This window comes from Halobacteriovorax sp. HFRX-2_2, assembly GCF_043196705.1.
Taxonomy (GTDB): Bacteria; Bdellovibrionota; Bacteriovoracia; order Bacteriovoracales; family Bacteriovoracaceae; genus Halobacteriovorax_A.
Genome location: NZ_JBEBMT010000001.1, coordinates 932,973 through 951,534, shown reverse-complemented (window position 1 = coordinate 951,534; position 18,562 = coordinate 932,973). Strand labels below are relative to the sequence as shown.

Below are 18,562 nucleotides of genomic sequence, written 5' to 3'. Positions count from 1 at the left end.
TTTAACTTTTTGCTCTTCACTGTGATCATCCTCTTTCCTTGCCTACTCGTTGCTTTAACAGTTAAGTACTGGTCTTGGTAAGAGGGTGCGATGCTTACGCTTACGGAATAACTGTATAGTCGACGCTACCAACTCCACCATCACGACTGGCATCGGCACCAAGGCCACCAGAGGCATCAGCAAGTCCAAGCCAATTATTCGTTCCACAATTTACGTGAATACGGCCACCACCGCCACCTGATCCGCGATAACCTGTCGTATTTGATCCACCAATTGTTGATATATTACCACTACCATCACAAGTTAGGCCCTTTACATAAACCGAACCACCAGCACCAGAGCCACCTGTTGCACCAGAGAGGTTTCCGTTAACACCATTTGAATCGACTGCTGCGGAAATATTAACATTAGCGTCTGAAACTAACCAGATGACACCACCACCAGCACCACCACTGTAATCACCCGAGTCATCACTTGCACCACCAGAACCCGGAGTATTTGGCTCAGTTGCACTACCATATGTAATTCCACTATTAGTACAATAACCATTTCCACCGGCCCCAGCGTGTCCTCCCGCTCCGGCCGGATTATTTCCACTTGAACAGGCAAGTCCACCTGCCACTCCATATCCATTATGACCAATTCGGCCAGGAAGCTCCCCTTTACCAAGAGAAGAAATAGATGCATTCACATTAATGTCTCCGATTGCATAGACATCAGGAAGCCCAGCTTCAACAGCTCCATCAAAAGTGACAACACCACCTGAATGGATTTGAGTAATATCTTTACTTGCAGAAATTAAACTAGAAGTTGCTGTTGAGAAATTCCCACTAACATCAAAACCTACATCAGTATTATTTCCATAAACTCTAAGAGTCATAGCTGTATCAAGAATAAAGTTTCCGGCACCTGTAAAGCTTTGCACACCACCTAGTGTTAGGTCGTTACTAACGGTACAAGTTGAGGCAAAGTCACCTGTTGTACAAATTGAGTCCTGATCCATTAATGATACATAGAATGAACCTTCATCAACTCCACGATCGTTATTTTTCATATCAATTGTTCCACCATATTGATAGACACCACTAATGTCTGTCATCGTGATAGCAATTCGGCCCGCACCACCATGTCCACTTGAAGATCCAGTTGCAGAACCACCTTGAGCGGCCATTGATCCATTTCCAGTAATTGAACCAGTATTGATCCAAATTGAACCACCTGAACCACCTGAACCATAGTTTCCTGATATATAAGTACCATTTCCACCATTAGCTAAAATTGCTCCCGTGAAATTTGTTAAGTTTGAAATAGAAAACTTAACGGCACCACCACCGTCACCTCCGGCAGCATGAGCATGACGTCCACCACCTGAACCGAAATCAGTTGGTGCAGTTTCATCTCCATACAGATTTCCCCAAGTATTGGCACTATAACCTTGGCCACCAATACTTCCATAACTAGCAGCACCGCCATGATTATTCCCACCACTAGAGTCTTTCCCTCCACCTGGTCCGGACGTACTCGTATAACCTCTTTGCGAAACATCAACTGTTCCAGCAAGATCGAGATTTGTTGCAATAAAGTCCGCAAGGTTAACCTTCATCGTGGCACCGGCTTCAATCGTTGCATTTCCAGATATATCGAAAGTGTACTTATCACGATTTTGGGACTGAATCGTTGCACCAGATTTCACTAGTAGATCACCAGTAACGTTAATATTTGTAGCGCTATCATAGAGATAAATATCATTATTTAAAGTTAAGTTACCAGCAAAGAGATCACTCGGTAGCCACTTAGCATTGTTAATTTCACAAGTCGTTCCACTTGTTCCAACATCACAGAATTGGTCTAATGTTGAGTAAGCAAAATATAGAGTTCCAGAATCTCCTGGATGAGTTGAAGTACCAGGCCCATAGTCAAAAAATCCAGAAAATGTATTAGTTGAAGTTGTGATATCAATTGATAAGCGACCGCCTGATCCTGAACCAGCACCACGTCCACCAGAGTTACCGCCTTTGGCCTGAATATTACCTGTACCAGTAAAACTTGTATTAGCAGTAATCCAAATGGAACCACCAGCACCACCACCAGCAGCGTAAATACTTGCACCTAAACCAGCATTGGCGTCGGCCTTAATCTCACCATCAACATTAACAGTATCAGCAATAATTTTGATGGCACCACCACCATTACCACCTCGGTAATTTCCAGATGAACCACCACCTGAACCAAAAGTGACAGGAGCAGTTAAGCTACCATATGGACTATTTCCACCAGCAGTCGATGTTGCGTTTTCACCATTTCCACCATTTCCACCGTGCGCCCCGCCCCCAGCTTCATCATTACTATTTGTGAGTCCAGGAGAAGGCCCAAAACCTTCTTCAAGGCGATTTCTAGAACCGTAGTACCCAAGTCCAACTGCACTAATTAGGCCACCAGATTGAAGATCAAAAGCAGATGTTTCAAGAAGAGATAGGTTCGCATTAATTGATGATCCATTCTCAATTGTGATGGCCGTATCGGCCGCAATTGAAATCGATTTAAGATATTCTGTATAAGAAATACTTGAGCCAGCTTGAAGGCTTAGGCTTCCTGTTAAATCAATCGAGAAATTTCCATTATGGCCTTGAATTGCAAGCCCTGCACTTGGAGATAGAATAAGATCCGCACCAGTGAGAACAATATTATTTCCTAATGGTTTAGTTGCAGCAATTGTACAAGTAGTTGCGAAATTACCACTATCACAAATGGCATCATTAGTTGAAAGTCCTAAGTGAAATGTTCCAGGGCCACCGTGCTTACTACTAGTGCCACCATTAGTATTAACAACACCTGTTAAGTTATAATTACTACCTGCAAGTTCAATTGAAAGCCTTCCACCAGAACCACTACCACTTCCGTAGTAATATAATTTACCTTCGCCACCAGAAACAAGAATATTTCCAGTTCCAATAATAGAGTTGGCCGCTTGAATCCAAACAGAACCTCCGGCACCACCACCTGAAGCATAAATAGAAGTGGTCGCTCCGTCATTTCCTTGTGCCAGGATATTACCATTTACAATAATATCGTTGGCCACAATCTTAATGGCCCCTCCACCATTACCACCAGAAACATTCTTAGAAGCTCCACCACCTGAACCATAGTCAACAGGATTGGTTGCACTACCATATGGAGTTTGTCCACCTAGCGTTGCTGCGCCTTCTCCGTTACCACCAGCAGAAGCGTGAGCTCCACCACCAGCTTCATCTGTATTATTTGAAAGTCCAGGAGAGATCCCAAAACCATCTTGACGGCCAAGACCGGCCCCAAGATAGCCAAGTCCTTTTGCATTGAGACTTGAACCTGCTTGGAGTTCCAGGGTCTGCGCTTCTAGATTTGTGAGATTAGCTAGAATCGTTGCATTTGTTTCTAACGAAATATTTCCATCAGCAAGGATTTCAATACCACGAGCATTAGCAGGATATGTGATACTAGAGTTTGGCTTAAGAGTTAAGTTACCAGTTAGATCAAGTGTAACACCAGGGTTTAGACCATCAACAGATAGTGAGACACTATCTGCAATTTCTACGTTATTTGCATTGATTGTATAATTTGCACCAATTGTTTTACTTTGATTAATAAAGCAAGTTGAAACGAGGTCACCACTATCACAAATCGCTGAAGGATTTGCTAGAGCTAAATAAAACGTTCCATCGCCGGCCCTTTTCTTTCCAAGGCCACCTGTCGTTAAAACATTTCCAGAGAAGTCATAAGAAGAGCCATTAAACTCAATGGCAATACGGCCCCCAGAACCACTTCCTGCTCCGTAGGTATATGTCTTACCTGCACCACCTTTTGCTGTAATTAACCCTGTACCAGAAAATGAGTTGTTAATCTGTAGCCAAATTGATCCACCAGCTCCTCCACCAGCTGCATAAATAGAACTAGATGCCCCATCAGTACCATTAGCAGTTAAGGAACCATTAACAATTAAGTCATCTGTAATGATTTTAATGGCACCTCCACCATCTCCACCATCACGCCCATTTGAAGAACCAGCACTTGATCCATATTCAATAGGAGCGCTCGCAACACCATAAGTAACGCTACCACCTGTAGTTGATCCACCTTCTCCATTAGCGCCAGTAGATGCGTGTCCAGCACCACCCGACTCGTCACTTCCATTACCCAGACCTGGAGAAGGACCTTTTCCATCTTGCCCACCATCACGGCCTCCAGTGAAACCTCGGCCATTAAGATTAATTGCACCACCCGACTGGATATCAATATTTGTAGCATTAAGTTCTGTTATATTGGCCGCAAGTGTTCCACCAGATTCAATCACAAGATTACTACCAATATTAAGCTCAATACTTGTAGCATCAGGAGTTTGAACAAGAGCACCACTTTGAAGAGTTAAATTTCCTAAGATCGTATAAGTTACATTGGCCATGAGTGTTTGAGTATCATTGATATAACACGTTGTTAGAATATCTCCACCACCACTACAACTTGGATAAATATTTGGGATATTTACATAGGCCGTTCCCTCAGCAACTCCACGTCCAGCAAGGTGGCTAACATTTGCATTAACAGTTGCCTGATTTGCAATAATTGAAATTCGTCCTCCAGCACCATTGGCAGCGGAGTTGGTATGACCAGAACTTCCACCAGTTGCCGTTAGTGTCGCAGCTAAAATTAAGTTATCTGCAGAAAGCCAAATTGAACCACCAGCACCACCACCAGAGATATCACTACTTTCTTGGCCATTGCCACCATTAGCAGAGATTGTTCCTGAAATATCTAAAGTATTTGTCACACTTAACTTAACGGCACCACCACCGCTTCCACCAATACGTGAACCACCAGCACCTCCACCTGAACCAAAATCAACAGGAGAACTAATTGAACCGTATGCAGGAGCTCCGGCCGTCCCAGCATTACCATTGAAACCATCTGTTGCGTGACCACCGCCACCACCATTATCATCAGTCCCAATACCACCAGCTGGTCCACCACCATTGCCCATGGCACGGCCTCCGAAGTACCCCTTATTATTTACATTAATGGCACCAGAGATCGTTGCATTTGAAATAGTTGAGTCTGAAATATTAGCGTTTAGTGTCCCGGCCATATTAAAATTATTAGCAACAATATTACTAATGGCCGTCATTGCATCCATTGATAAAACACTACCAGTGGCCATTGTGAAATCGCCGGCAGCATTATTAAAAGTAAAGTCAGAGTCAAGGCCCTTAACGCTTACGTTTCCTGTTGTATCAATTGTTAAGTTTCCGCTAGTGAGAATTATGTCACCACCGATAACTTTAGAAGTATTAATAATACATGTTGAAGAAAAATTTCCACTATCACAAAGTTGGTCATTGCTTGCAAGACCTAAATAGAAGCTTCCATCTGATGCGCGAGTACCGACACTTCCCCCAGAAATACTAATGGTTCCATTAAATGTATAAACCCCAGAGTTTTGATAAATTGCAATTCGTCCAGCTGCTCCAGCTCCCGTCCCTTGTGAACCATTAATTCCACCAGCAGAGCCACCATTAACAGAAATACTACCACCACCAGTAATAGTATTTTGAGAAATAACCCATAGCGATCCACCAGAACCACCAGCTCCTTGATCACAACAACTGTTAACACCAGCACCACCTTGGGCAAGAATGCTTCCATCAATATTTAAATTAGTCGCAATAATTTTAGCGACACCACCACCGGCTCCACCGGCCTGAGCATCACCAGCACCACCACCAGAACCAAAGTCAACAGGCTCAGTTCTTGAACCATAGACAGTTGTCCCTCCACTTGAGCGGCCATCACCACCAGGCCCTGCGTGTCCTGCTCCACCTGGGTCAGCACTTGTGTTAGAGTGTCCAAAACCTCCAGAAGGTCCACTTCCATTAGCAGCGCCACTGGCACCACCAGCATAACCTTTGCTTGAGACATCAATACTTGCACCTGCTTGAATATCAAGAGTCGTCGTACTTAAAAGAGTAAGGTTTGCAGAAATTTTTCCACCCGATTCAATCGTAGTACTCCCATCAACTTGCATAATAATTTTCTCAACAGCATTTGAAGAGATATCACCACCACTTTGAATCACAAGATTACCAGGAATATAAATGACTGTTGCATCGGCCATGGTTTGAAGATCATTTACATAGCAAGTTGTATTAACATCTCCTCCACCTGAACACGTTAAGCTCGTTCCAGAAGAAGCGATGGCCGCAGTTGTAAACGTCGTACTTTGTTGTCCAATCGTATTACTTGAAGTATCGATATAACAAACTGTTAGGCTATATTGTGTTGAAGGATCAAGTGATGAGATGGATTGCGAAAGATTAGTATTTCCAAAGTCAACACCTGCGCTACAATCACTTGGCGCCGTTGTTCCTGTTGCTATTTGATATTTATATGTTTGAAGATTTGTTGTGTTGATTACTGCGTAACTGAGGTCAATATCGTAACTATTAATTGCATCAATATTTAGAGAGTGTAAGTAGCTAGAAGTTTTTGAGAAGTTTTTAGATTCTGGACTAGATGTATTTCCGGCATTATCGGAAACTGTCGCACTTACGGTTACTGCTCCATCTGCCTGGGAGCTAAAGTCAAAGGTATCACTCCAATTCCCTCCAGTACATGCTGTTGACTTCGTCACGACATTTCCACTTAGAGTCACGCTACCATCTTCTGTACAGGTTCCTGATAAAGTAGCACTTGGGCCAAAGACTTCACCAGCTGTATTTGTAATAGTCACACTTGGAACTGAAGTATCATAATTGATCGTAGCGCTAATTGGATTATCACTGATATAGTCACCAGTTGTGGCCGTCCAAATATAAACAGTTCTTGATCCATCTGCACCTGCTGAAAAAGTAAAATCAGTTGGCTCAGTCGTCACCCAACTTCCACCAGCACATGTCGAAGTATCGGCCGGCTTTGTGGCCTGAGTTTCAGATAAACACCACATCGTCGCATAAGTATCATTTCCAACACTAAGTCCAACTGTTAAATCATTTGAGTCACTAGATGACATTGTAAGTGTTGGATCAGGCATCGAAACGTTCTTTGTCAGAGAAATCGTTTCTTGGGGCGAAGAATTTCCTGCGCTATCAGTATAGACAACATCAAAGTCGAGGGCACCATTAGGAATTGCTGCTGTATCAACATCAACACTCCATGCTCCCCCTGAACAAGTTGTCGTCGCATTTGCTGCATTTGTTAATTGAACCTCACCACCGTCTTCACTACACGTTCCACTAAGAGTAAAACTTGTTTGATTTGATTCATCAATGACAGTGGCAGGAGATGTTGTAATGGCCGTTGTTGGTGCAACGGTATCAACTTCAATAGTTCCAACAATTGGATCTTCGGAAATATGATCAGCACTATCTGCCGTCCAAACATAGAGATCACGACTCCCTTCACCAGGAGTGAATGTATAAGTAGCAGGAGGAGTCGCCGTCCAAGCGCTGCCATTACAAGTTGCTGTGTCTGTAGGTTGAGTTGTTTGAGTTTCAGAAATACAATATTTTGTCGCACCATCTGTATTTGCGACACTAATACCAACAGTTAAGTCATTACTAAACTCCTCACTGCTAGAGTCTGAGTCTAAGAGAGAGACTGTTGGAATTGTAATACCTCCACCACCAACGATAGAGTACTTAATCTTCGAACAGGAGCTAAAAGCTATTGCTATTAGAAAGAGAAAAACGTGCATCGATATCAAACCTGTTAAATAATTTTCGTTACTCAAACAAGTTTATCGACATAAAGTAAATTTTCTTAACAATTTTTAGTATTTAGCATAACTAGCTAAAGATACTGTTCACAAATGCTAGTAATATTAGCTATTTGTAAACCTAATCTATTGAGATCTCAAGTTATGGCCATCGGCCTGATTTAGCATCGAAGATTTTCAAACTGCCAAGCCTAGGTGCCATGCACCTTTGGTTTCGCATCTGCTAAATACGAAATAATCAAGGCAGTTCTTAGCAAGTGCGAAACCAAAGGAGCATGGCACACTTATTTACAGTCACGCATGCGCTGTAGCAGCTCACTATCCTGCTCTTGAATTCGAGGTCTTAGGTACTCAACAACAGAAGAGTTTTCTTGTAGGATACGAACTAAGCGGCATAGAAAGACATTATCCTCAGCACTTTCAACAATCGACCAACCATCAACGACATTATTCGTCTCGTAGAAGAATTTAAAGAAGAGCTCTTTATATTCAAGTTTTACGTTCTTTCCGGCCTGAGCAACTAACTGCTCGCCTAGTGCCTTATCATGAACTGAAAATCCCCACGTCAGTCGATCTCCACTACCGAGATCAAGTGTTCCCTCGTATGTTTTAAAGAAGACACCTTTCTTTGTAATTCGCACTAATTTTCCAGAGCGAGTCCCATCAGATTTAGGGTAATTTAAGATTCCCCAACCTAGAAGACCTGCAATGATAGCGAGAATAAAAAGTGTGAAATAGATTTTCTTCTTCAAATGAACAACCTCGTTAAATAATTGATACTCCTATTGTAGCCATTTACATCATTAGTTGTAAAAAACTTAATCTTATTAACGCATCTTTATACCTCTTAAGTTTAATCTAGCGCCTGTGTGCGTTAAATTTCAACAAAGCCAAAGAGCGAGGTTAGATGTGTTCAACTTCATCGATTTAACAGATACCCAGGCCGTTATTCCAATTCTAGGCCTGTGCCTTCTGCTTTGTCTTGTGGTAGCACGTTTTACTAAATTTATCGGTATCCCCAAAGTCAGTGGCTTCATTATGCTTGGGATTATCCTAGGTCCCTATGTCACGGGTATCATCACTCACGAATTTCTAGAAAAAACGAATTATCTTTCAGACCTGGCCTTAGGGCTTATTCTCTTTAATATTGGTGGGGAATTTAATAAGTATCTTTTGCGGCGATTAAGTAACGAGCTCATCAAAGAAACGCATTTTAAAGTCTTTCTGATGTTTCTTATCAGTAGCATCCTCTTTGCTACTTGCCTGCTGATATTTACCGGACTCTCCGCGGCCAATGTATTTATTATTGCCGTCATGCTTGGAATTATAAGTATTGAAGCAGCACCGCCTACGACGGTTCTTGTTATGAAAGAATATAATACTCATGGCCCGATAACTGATGCCATCATGATCCACCTTGCAGTAGTAACAGGTTTAACTATTGTTGGTAGTTTATTCTTTACATCAATCTTTCAGGCAACGGGACTTTGGCCATCGTCTGTTTCTTCCTATCAGTCGATTCTTTCCATGGCCAAGGAAGTTATTGGCTCCATTGCAATTGGAGTTGCTCTTGGACTGCTTTTGACATGGCTTGAGAATTTTGAAAATAAGATTGGTAACTTCCTCTTTTCAATTCTTACAATGATTCTCTTTTCTCAAACTCTGGCCTATTTTTTAAACTTAAATGTTCTCTTAATTTCACTAGTTCTTGGATTTACGGTAACTCAGGCCTCTTCAAAAGGGAGGCTCATTCACACAACAGTAAGAGATATTGGAAGTTCACTCTATGCAATCTTCTTCGTCTACGCTGGTACACATATAAATATTGCAGGTCTAATTTCTGAAAATGCCCTCTTTGTGATCATGTACATTGTCATACGTACTTTTTCTGTCTTCTTTGCCCACCGTATCTTCGCCAGGCGGGTAACAACTAATGATTACAATATGTTAGGACATTGCCTCTACTCTCATGCTGGGACAGCAATTGCCATTGCCATGGCCATTCAAAAAATTCCCCATGTTACGAGCGACATTATCTTTCAAACCATAATCTCCAGTATTTTCATCTTTGAAATAGCAGGTCCGCTTATCCTTAAAGAAGCGCTTAAACGCAGCGGAGAGGTCTCCCTGGAGTCTCTAAACGACGGACAATTTAGCTATGGACAGGATCGCCGTTCAATTTTTAAAATCACCAAAGATTTTATCTCGAACAGCCTCTCGGGACTAAAAAAATAGTTTTGTCAGGATTAACAACCTGAGTTAAGATGCCTATATGGATACGACGATTTCAAATAATGAAAATAACGATGTGGAAGCATCGAATAAAGATATAACTGAACAAGTTTCACAAGAAGAAAACGAAACAAAAGAAGAAATTACGAAGACAAGAAAAGACCTACATATGCCACGTAGGATATTTCACTTCTCGATGGGCCTCATTGCGGGGATGATCTATAAGCATTTTCTAACTCACGCCCAGGCCGTCCATATTCTTGGTATTGCTACATGCGTTTTCTATATTCTTGAACAAATTAGAATTAATTACCCAGAAAATCGATTAATGAAATTAGGTAGTCGCTACCTTTTACGTGCAGAGGAACAACTTAAAGAGTCGGCCTCGATGCCATATCTAATGGGCCTCCTTCTAACAATCCTAACATTTCCAAAAACCATTACACTTGTTGCTGTTTTCACACTTGCAGTTTGTGACCCTTTAAGTGCTATCATTGGAATTCGCTTTGGAAAGACAAAGTTAAAAGATAACCGCTCCCTTGAGGGAACTCTAGCTTTTTTAATTGCAACAGTTGCGATTCACCTGATGGTTCTTCTAAGTGTTTACGAGTTTAATATAAGAATTGCTCTTGTCACAATTTGTAGCTCTCTTGTTGTAACGGCCGTGGACTTTATGGATTTTAAAATTGATGACAACCTAACGATTCCTCTATCAACAGCAGGGGCCCTTTGGGTATTCATGGCAATCTTTCTATAATGAGACACTAAAAGAATTTCAAAAATTTCTTTTTCTTAATTTGAACACGACGGTAAAAAGCTTCGTTCTTGGCCTCGTGCTTTATTTCCACGAGTCCTTCTTTGATAAATTCGTTTAGGTAGGACTCCAGTACTTCCATATTCACTTCATCAAGAAGACTGAGATCCTCACTTTTGATTGAAATGAGGAGATTCTCCATATTCATCCACTCAAAGAACGATATATTCTCCAAGATAATTTCTTTGGCCAAATCCATATCGTCATTTTGTAGGTTCTTATCGGTTTTAGAATTCACTTTAAAATTCCCCTCGCCCCATCTATTATAGAACATATGGAAAATAATACTAGTCGCACAATTGTTGGTACAAATCTCCCAATTGATTACTTTGAAATGGGTAACCCTAAAGCACAGAAGACACTTTTAGTCCTCCACGGCTTTGCTCAAAATAACGAACAAATCAAAGAAAATATCGTTGATAAATTATCACCACAAATTAGCGAAAGCTTTCGTATACTCATCCCAAATGGTGTTTTTCCAATTCCTAAGATTAGGCCAAATCAAATTACCTATCGCTATAGCTGGTACTTCTATGATCACACAAGACAGAAGTATTATATCGATATGAGTACACCGATTGAGGCCCTCGGAAATTTATTAAAAGAAAGAAATATTGAGTTTAAAGATGTCACTATCGTTGGTTATTCTCAAGGAGGCTATCTTGCACCAATTATGGCAAGTTACCTTCCAGGGATCCATGCCTCTATTGCCATAAATGCAAATACAAGAGTCGATAAGCTTGGCGAGAACTTAAACTTTAAGCACCTTTCAATTCATAACGAAGGTGATCCTGTTGTCGAATTTGAAAATTCTCACAATAGCTTTTTAGAGCTAAGAAAGAAAATAGCTGATGCTCGATACGAAAGCTTTGAGATTAATTCTCATGAAATTACACCAGAGAATTTAAAGGCCCTAGAATCTTACCTACTAGAAATCAAATAAGAGCTTTAAAAATTCTTTACGTGAATTGATGTCCACAGCACGGGAAGTATTAAAGGTTACGTGCCCTTCACCTTTGTGAAATTCAATATCCCACATAGACTCTGACGAGTAAGGAAGAATACTATAGCGAGAGTCCACAATTGTATTGCCTTCTCCCCAGTGAAGATAGCCACTTGTAAAACTTCTAAATCTCTCATAGTCATAAGGGAACTTATCTGACTTATAATGTTTTAAAAGATTCTTAATTTCTTTTTCTTTAACAATGGATGCACTCTCACTTTTTGGATAGAGTTTAATCTTACCAAAAGGAATACTTTTAACGGCATAGAACTTTGCCTGATCTTGGTCGACAACAATTCCACGCCAGACCACATTATTAAAGATCGTAGGCTTGATCATCTTTCTTTGGGTCTGCTCATTAATAAGCCCCTTTGTTGTTAGAAAGTTTGTCACGCGCTCTCTTTGATAAAAGCCAAGAGACATGAAAGCAATAACATAGATGATGGCCGCAGTATTAAATTTCAAATTCTTCGTACGTAGACAAGTAAGAACAAGAATAACTAGTGGAATTGTACAAAGAGGATCAATAACGGCAACAGTATTTAGAGCAACCCTTGTGGAAGAAAGGGGCCAAAAAAGTTGTGTTCCATAATTTGTAAATGAATCCAGGAGGCCATGGGTGGCATAGGCACAAAATGTATAAAGATAACTTCTTTTAACAGGAACCCTAAATAGTTTAAGAAATAAACTAACAATCAAGGCACCAATGGGAATAAAAAAGAGTGAATGAGTAAAGTGTCTGTGAAATTGAACGTGAAATAGTGGATCAGTTGATGAGCGAATGAGAATATCGAGATCCGCGGCCATTCCCGCAAGGGCACCCCAAAGAGCTATCGTCTTTAAACTAGGCGCTTCTTTAGCTCCTTTAGCCTCTTTTGGTTCTTCCTTCTTTCTTTGTATCTTTGACTTAACCTTGGTCGCTCCTAGAGCAGCCATTGATCCAAGTACCGCCTGTGATAATGGGTCCACTAAAATCCTCACTTTATGTATTCACCTAGAGTATGTTACCATAATTCCATGAAGTTTTTAAAAGACCAAGCACTCCTTGCAGGTATAAAAAACATTTGTATACTAACTGGTGCCGGCATCTCTAAGGAGTCGGGATTAAAGACTTTTCGCGACCAAAATGGGCTTTGGGAAAATCACGATATTTACGAAGTGGCCTCTCCCTTGGCCTTCAACAATAACCCAAATTTAGTCCACGAATTCTATAATCAAAGAAGACGACAGCTACAATCAGGTGAAGTTCACCCTAATGATGCCCACCAGGCCTTGGCCGATTTAGAAAAGTCAGGTAAATTTAAGACAACCATTATCACTCAAAATGTTGATAACCTCCATGAGAGGTCTGGCTCAAAAAATATCTTCCACATGCATGGCCAGCTTTTAAAAGTTCGTTGTAAGAAAACGAAGAAAATCTATGAATGGAAAGATGACCTTACAGTTGAAGATCGCTGCCAGTGTTGTCATACGAAGGGCAATCTAAGGCCACATATCGTGTGGTTTGGCGAAGTTCCGCTCTATCTCGACGAAATTCAAGATGCCCTCCTAAAGTGTGATCTCTTTATTTCAATTGGCACTTCTGGGCTTGTCTACCCTGCGGCCAACTTTGTGGCGATTGCTAAGAGCGCCGGTGCTCACTGTCTAGAGATCAATCCGCACCCGACAAATAACGCTGAACTTTTCGATGAAACCATTGCAGAGGTAGCAACGCAAGGCGTACGCCACTTTGTGGAATCCATGCTTCAAATCTAGCGTGCAGAAATTACATATTTCATAAAATCACTTTAATTTTCGTATCCCCTTGGCTATAAGTGGGCACTCAATGCTATTGGAGAGATATATGAAATCAGTGATTTTAACACTAGCGATGCTTTTTGCAGTTACATCTAACGCACAAGCTTCAAGTAATATTAGAGAAATTTGTGAAAACGCTTACTATGCCACTGGCTATACTAAGCTTCATCAATATAATCTCATCGTCAACTGGGCCCGTATTTCGGATCATGTCCTAGTTGATCTTGAGAATATTATCTACTCGGACTATTTCAAGGTTCTAGCTGAAAAAGATCTGGGAAATAACAAATCAAAATATACTTTAAAAGAAAATGGAAAACTAAATTCATATCAATATGAAGCGGCCCTTAGTGAACTTGCGAAGATCACAGGAAATAACGCTTCATGTGTTTATGATCTTTAATCGTTAGAGGGAAAAAATATGAAAAAATTATTACTAGCTGCTACTCTTTTTATTTCTGTAAACGCAAGCGCAAACCAAATCAAAATTTGTGCAATGGAAGCTCAAGAAACTTGTAAAGAGTTAACAAACAAAGAAGATTTCTACACATGTTTCAATTCAGTACGTGACTACTGTATTGATAGCTACATGTACCAATCAGGTAACAAGTCGATGCCATGGTGTTTTGATGAGTGTGCTCTTGTTCAAGACGAAGCTCAAAGAAACCTTTGTTACGAAACTTGTACTGAAAAATAATTCAAACAAATAAGTACAAATAAAGAAGGCACCCATTGGGTGCCTTTTTATATTCATTTTTATCTTTCAACGATAGCAACAACGCCCATCCCACCTGCTGTACAGATAGAGATTAGTCCGCGTCCGCCGCCTTTTTCTTGAAGCATTTTAGCAAGGCCTGCGACTATTCTTGCACCAGTAGCACCAAATGGGTGTCCAAGAGCAAGTGAGCCACCTTTAACATTTAGCTTTGAGCGATCAATTGATCCAAGCGCACCGTCTAGCCCGAGCTTAGTTTTACAGAATTCCTCATCTTCCCAAGCTTTAAGAGTACAAAGAACTTGAGCAGCAAAAGCTTCGTGAATTTCGTAGAAATCAAAGTCTTGAAGAGTTAGACCTGCACGTTTAAGAAGCTTTGGTACAGCATAAACAGGTGCCATTAAAAGCCCTTCTTCCTCGATAAAGTCAACTGCTGCCGACTGGCAAGTTGTGAAGTATGCTGAAACTTCTAAGTTATGTTCTTTTGCATATTCTTCTGAACATAGGAAAACACAAGAAGCGCCATCTGTAAGTGGTGTTGAGTTAGCAGCTGTTAAAGTAGCTTTATCTGATTTTTCAAAAGCTGTTCTAAGAGATCCCATCTTTTCAACAGTTGTATTAGCTCTTAGAATGCCATCACGCTCAAGGCCTTTAAATGGTACAACAAGGTCACTATAGAAACCTTCGTTATATGCACGCTCAGCATTTTGATGAGACTCCCATGCTAGTTGGTCTTGATCCTGACGAGCAATATTCCAACGTTGGGCCATAAGCTCACAACTTTGTCCCATTGAAAGTCCTGTACGAGGCTCCTTAACCGCAGGGAAAGATGGTTTTAGATCGGCCGGACGAATACTTAGTAATGCCTTTATGCGATCACCTGTTGTGCGAGCGTAATTTGCGCGGCTCATGGCATCTGAGAACTTCTTAGAGAATTCAACTGGGATATCACTATTTGTATCAACACCGCCAGCGATACCACACTCAATTTGTCCTGTTGCAATTTTCATGGCAATAATATTTGAGGCCTCAAGAGAAAGCCCACAAGCTTTTTGAATATCTGTAGCTGGAGTGTGAAAAGACAGTCCAGATTCAATTGTACACTCACGCGCAAGAGAGAAGTCATAGGCATGCTTACTAACAGCACCAAGAACAACCTCACCGACTTCTTGTCCCTTAAGATTCATCTTGTCGACTAAACCTTTTAAAGCAGCAGTCATTAGTTCCTTGTTAGAGACACCCTGATATTTTGTACCAGATCTTGCAAATGGAATACGTGATCCCGTGATAATACAAACTTTTCTTTGTTCCATTAGATTTCCTTTTTATTAATTTGCCTTTTAACCTATAAGGCTTTTTAGTTCGAAGATTATTTTACGATAACTACTTAAGTGAAAGAACTCTTCTAGCTCTGATAGTATCGTATTTAATTTTAGTTTTTCACGTCCCTCAATACACTTGAGTATTTCCACAACATACTTTTCAATAACGATAAAGCAAATCGCCAATGGTGAGAGATTTGACGTGTACACGTCAGGAAATCCCACGCCATTTAGTGATCCGTGGTGCTGGCGAACGATAACATCAATCCCTGTTGGAATCCCTGATATTTCTTGAAGTAAAGTAGTAGTCATATTGGCGTGTTCTAAAACAAGCTTCCTTTCTGATTCACTTAAGTCCACTTGCTCCATATCGTCGAGAGAGTGAATTTTAAGAAGCTTCTCTTCACGTAAGACAATATCGTGAAAAAAGCAAATATAACAAACCTTATCCATCGTTTGCTTAAGTTGTTCACCTCTTCCCCATCCAAGATTTGGAATAATCTGGTAGAAGAATAAACTCGCTAGATAATTTCTTTTGAATGCGTATGTTGTTTCATTTTCTAAGAGAGAGCGAAGTAGTGTCGAGAGCTTCTTTGAGCTATTTACCGTCTTTGTCATAGCAACAATTGAGGTCTTAGCAAGCTTCACAGTTTGTGGAGTGATTCCTATTTCATTGAGAAGGTTTTGAGAGATCTCAAAAGTATCACTACTTACTTCCATCACCTTCTTATCTTCTTTGAAGGCCTTAACGACCTTAGTTAAAGACTGAGAAAGAATTTGTCCCATAAGCTTTTCAAAGTCTACTTTTTGGACAAAGAAATGAGTTAGGTTATTTTGCTCATAGCGCCTAACAATATCCTTATCAAGAATATCGTTAGCATAGATACGCTTTACAAAATGCTCCTCACCGGCCTTAGTCATTTTTATATAAATATCACAACATGGGTTTGAAAGCTGATAGAAATTAGTAATTTCAACACTAACAAAGTCGGGCATCTTCAAATGTCTTAATTCTTCATCTGTAATATTTAAGCTCTTGATAAGTTGAAGGCTAATGTCTCTAAGAGAGAATCTTGATGGTAGAGAAGTAAAATTACCATAATCAATCTCCATCTCCCCTAAGATAACAACAGGCTTTTTAATCGTGTGATCGATCATGAAATTAACAAAATTTTGACCACCGGGGATATTCCTCCCCTCACTATCGATATATTTATTTTCGCAAATAATTCCATCGAAGCTTGTTAAATCATCCGCACTCTTTATTAGAGATGAGTTCTCGAGGCATTCAATCTCAAAAGAGTACTCATTTGTTAAGTACTCTCTCACACTAGATTGGATACGCTCATCAGAATGGATAATTAGCAATTTTCTCATTAAAACGATCTTCTCTTAAAGATAGAGTTAAAAATAAATCCCCATATCGCCATAGTTGCCACAAGATGAACAAGGCCAAAGACAAAACTCTTAACGATATCGATATTTAACTCGGCCCCTAAAGATAACATATCCGCAAGACCTGAAATTTCTCCAATTCTTGGCAATAGCCAATAAAAGATAAATCCAAAAATAGAAGAAAGGTTAAGCCCTGATAGTGCAGGATTTCCTGCCTGAATATAAGTGTAGACACCAACCGAGGCGATAACATAGAAACATGTTAAAAGTAGTGTTCCAATCTTATTAAAGAATAAGCTAAAGAAGCAGCTAACAAACATGATAATTAAGATTTGTAAGAAGTGTGGAATAAGTGAAGCGGTCATCTTAATCATTGAAAAGTCCACTCCCTTAGGAACAAGATCATTCGAGATTAAGATAATAATACCGATAATAAGAATGAATACTAAGTAAAGAAAACTTAAAAGTGCCCCACCTAGCATACGATTAATCACGTATGAAGAACGATTGATTGGTAGCGCTAAGATTTGAGAAATAACACCACTCTCTAAATCACTACGAAAGATATTTGCCGAAATCAGGGCCGCAACAAGCTTTGCACTAAGACTGATAATCCATATCACAACCGTCATACTTGCTGTTGCGAGATAAGTACTAAAACCCGACTCTTGGATTTCAACTTGTAGAGTATTACTTAAAACACCACCTAGATACATTACGACAACAGTCATAGCAAATAAGAAGATGACTGATTTATTTCTAACTTCTTTTTCAATTGTATTTTTAATTAGCGTAAAATTAAACATGAGCTTCCTCACTTTCTTCTTTTGTCCCTTTAACTAGAGTATAGAAACGATCCTCTAAAGACATCCCATCACGAACATCATCAATTAGGCCTTGGGCCTGAACTTTACCGTGATTTAAAATAATAACTTTCTTTGCAAACTTCTCCACCTCAGAAAGAATGTGAGAGTTGATTAAGATTGTTTTCCCTTTGCTTGAAAGCTCAAGACAAATATCCTTCACATCTTTAATCCCAATTGGATCTAGACCAGAAAATGGCTCATCTAAAATGATGAGATCTTTGTCTGCGACAATTGCGATACAAAGACCAACTCGTTGCATTTGTCCTTTTGACAGCTCACTAAGTTTCTTCTTACCCAACTCTCCTATTGAAAGCTTACCTAGGGCCTCCTTAATTCTCTCTTTTACTTGAGACTTCTCGACTTGATGAAATTCAGCAAAGAACTTTAGAGTTTCCTCAACAGTAAAGTAATTATAAAAAGTGAACTTTTCTGGTAGGTACACAAGGCGTGATCGTGACATTGGATCATTAGAATCGATATCATAAATCGAGATCTTTCCACTATCAGCACTAATAAGGTTTAGCATACACTTTACAAAAGTAGTCTTACCGGCTCCATTTGGCCCTAAAAGAGCAACAACATCACCATGCTCAACAGTCAATGAAAAGTCAGATAATGCCTTTTGGTCTCTATAACTCTTAGAGACATTTTCAACGTTAATTACGCTCATATATAAA

Annotated in this window: 14 protein-coding genes; 6 read left to right on the top strand and 8 right to left on the bottom strand. The window is 40.2% G+C overall.

Annotated elements, in window-relative coordinates; all coding sequences use genetic code 11:
* Positions 1 to 100: 100 nt before the first annotated feature.
* Together ABMA79_RS04575 and ABMA79_RS04570 are read right to left on the bottom strand one after the other, a co-directional pair.
* On the bottom strand, positions 101 to 7,756 hold the full coding sequence (locus ABMA79_RS04575; RefSeq protein ID WP_393090651.1) for a beta strand repeat-containing protein: 7,656 nt from the start codon (positions 7,754 to 7,756) through the stop codon (positions 101 to 103).
* Between the two features lie 269 nt (positions 7,757 to 8,025).
* The gene (locus ABMA79_RS04570) at positions 8,026 to 8,493 is read right to left on the bottom strand and encodes a hypothetical protein (protein ID WP_392855893.1); all 468 of its coding nucleotides are present in this window, start codon (positions 8,491 to 8,493) and stop codon (positions 8,026 to 8,028) included.
* A gap of 157 nt (positions 8,494 to 8,650) precedes the next feature.
* Here ABMA79_RS04570 and ABMA79_RS04565 point away from each other — a divergent pair, with 157 nt between their 5' ends.
* Entirely contained in the window at positions 8,651 to 9,976 is a 1,326-nt protein-coding gene (locus tag ABMA79_RS04565) for a cation:proton antiporter (RefSeq protein ID WP_393090649.1), read from the top strand.
* A gap of 37 nt (positions 9,977 to 10,013) precedes the next feature.
* The gene (locus tag ABMA79_RS04560; protein ID WP_393090646.1) at positions 10,014 to 10,730 is read left to right on the top strand and encodes a diacylglycerol/polyprenol kinase family protein; all 717 of its coding nucleotides are present in this window, start codon (positions 10,014 to 10,016) and stop codon (positions 10,728 to 10,730) included.
* Positions 10,731 to 10,737: 7 nt separating this feature from the next.
* Here ABMA79_RS04560 and ABMA79_RS04555 read toward each other — a convergent pair whose 3' ends face one another.
* Entirely contained in the window at positions 10,738 to 11,025 is a 288-nt protein-coding gene (locus ABMA79_RS04555; protein ID WP_393056000.1) for a hypothetical protein, read from the bottom strand.
* Positions 11,026 to 11,061: 36 nt separating this feature from the next.
* Between ABMA79_RS04555 and ABMA79_RS04550 the strand changes: the two genes are divergently transcribed.
* The gene (locus ABMA79_RS04550; protein ID WP_393090645.1) at positions 11,062 to 11,730 is read left to right on the top strand and encodes an alpha/beta hydrolase; all 669 of its coding nucleotides are present in this window, start codon (positions 11,062 to 11,064) and stop codon (positions 11,728 to 11,730) included.
* Here ABMA79_RS04550 and ABMA79_RS04545 read toward each other — a convergent pair.
* Complete coding sequence (locus tag ABMA79_RS04545; RefSeq protein WP_393090642.1) at positions 11,716 to 12,759, bottom strand: metal-dependent hydrolase; 1,044 nt, start codon at positions 12,757 to 12,759, stop codon at positions 11,716 to 11,718. The two genes, ABMA79_RS04550 and ABMA79_RS04545, sit on opposite strands and share 15 nt — an antisense overlap.
* Before the next feature lie 48 nt (positions 12,760 to 12,807).
* Between ABMA79_RS04545 and ABMA79_RS04540 the strand changes: the two genes are divergently transcribed.
* The 3 genes from ABMA79_RS04540 (at position 12,808) to ABMA79_RS04530 (ending at position 14,284) form a co-directional block, all read left to right on the top strand.
* Positions 12,808 to 13,545 carry an NAD-dependent deacylase gene (locus ABMA79_RS04540; protein WP_393090640.1) on the top strand — a complete coding sequence of 246 codons (738 nt, stop codon included), beginning with the start codon at positions 12,808 to 12,810 and terminating at the stop codon, positions 13,543 to 13,545.
* Positions 13,546 to 13,633: 88 nt separating this feature from the next.
* Positions 13,634 to 13,990 carry a hypothetical protein gene (locus ABMA79_RS04535; protein WP_393090637.1) on the top strand — a complete coding sequence of 119 codons (357 nt, stop codon included), beginning with the start codon at positions 13,634 to 13,636 and terminating at the stop codon, positions 13,988 to 13,990.
* A gap of 18 nt (positions 13,991 to 14,008) precedes the next feature.
* Complete coding sequence (locus ABMA79_RS04530; RefSeq protein WP_392855911.1) at positions 14,009 to 14,284, top strand: hypothetical protein; 276 nt, start codon at positions 14,009 to 14,011, stop codon at positions 14,282 to 14,284.
* A 59-nt stretch (positions 14,285 to 14,343) separates the two neighbouring features.
* Here ABMA79_RS04530 and ABMA79_RS04525 read toward each other — a convergent pair whose 3' ends face one another.
* Genes ABMA79_RS04525 through ABMA79_RS04510 form a run of 4 tightly spaced genes read right to left on the bottom strand, consistent with a single transcriptional unit; the run spans position 14,344 to position 18,555 of the window.
* Positions 14,344 to 15,615, bottom strand: a complete 1,272-nt coding sequence (locus ABMA79_RS04525) for an acetyl-CoA C-acetyltransferase (RefSeq protein ID WP_392855912.1) — start codon at positions 15,613 to 15,615, stop codon at positions 14,344 to 14,346.
* Positions 15,616 to 15,642: 27 nt separating this feature from the next.
* Positions 15,643 to 17,001: a hypothetical protein gene (locus tag ABMA79_RS04520; protein WP_393090635.1), complete on the bottom strand. Its 1,359-nt coding sequence runs from the start codon at positions 16,999 to 17,001 to the stop codon at positions 15,643 to 15,645.
* Entirely contained in the window at positions 17,001 to 17,825 is an 825-nt protein-coding gene (locus tag ABMA79_RS04515; RefSeq protein WP_393090632.1) for an ABC transporter permease, read from the bottom strand. Before ABMA79_RS04515 ends, ABMA79_RS04520 begins: the two co-directional genes overlap by 1 nt.
* The gene (locus ABMA79_RS04510) at positions 17,818 to 18,555 is read right to left on the bottom strand and encodes an ABC transporter ATP-binding protein (protein WP_392855919.1); all 738 of its coding nucleotides are present in this window, start codon (positions 18,553 to 18,555) and stop codon (positions 17,818 to 17,820) included. The genes ABMA79_RS04515 and ABMA79_RS04510 overlap by 8 nt, the downstream gene beginning before the upstream one ends.
* Positions 18,556 to 18,562 lie beyond the last annotated feature (7 nt).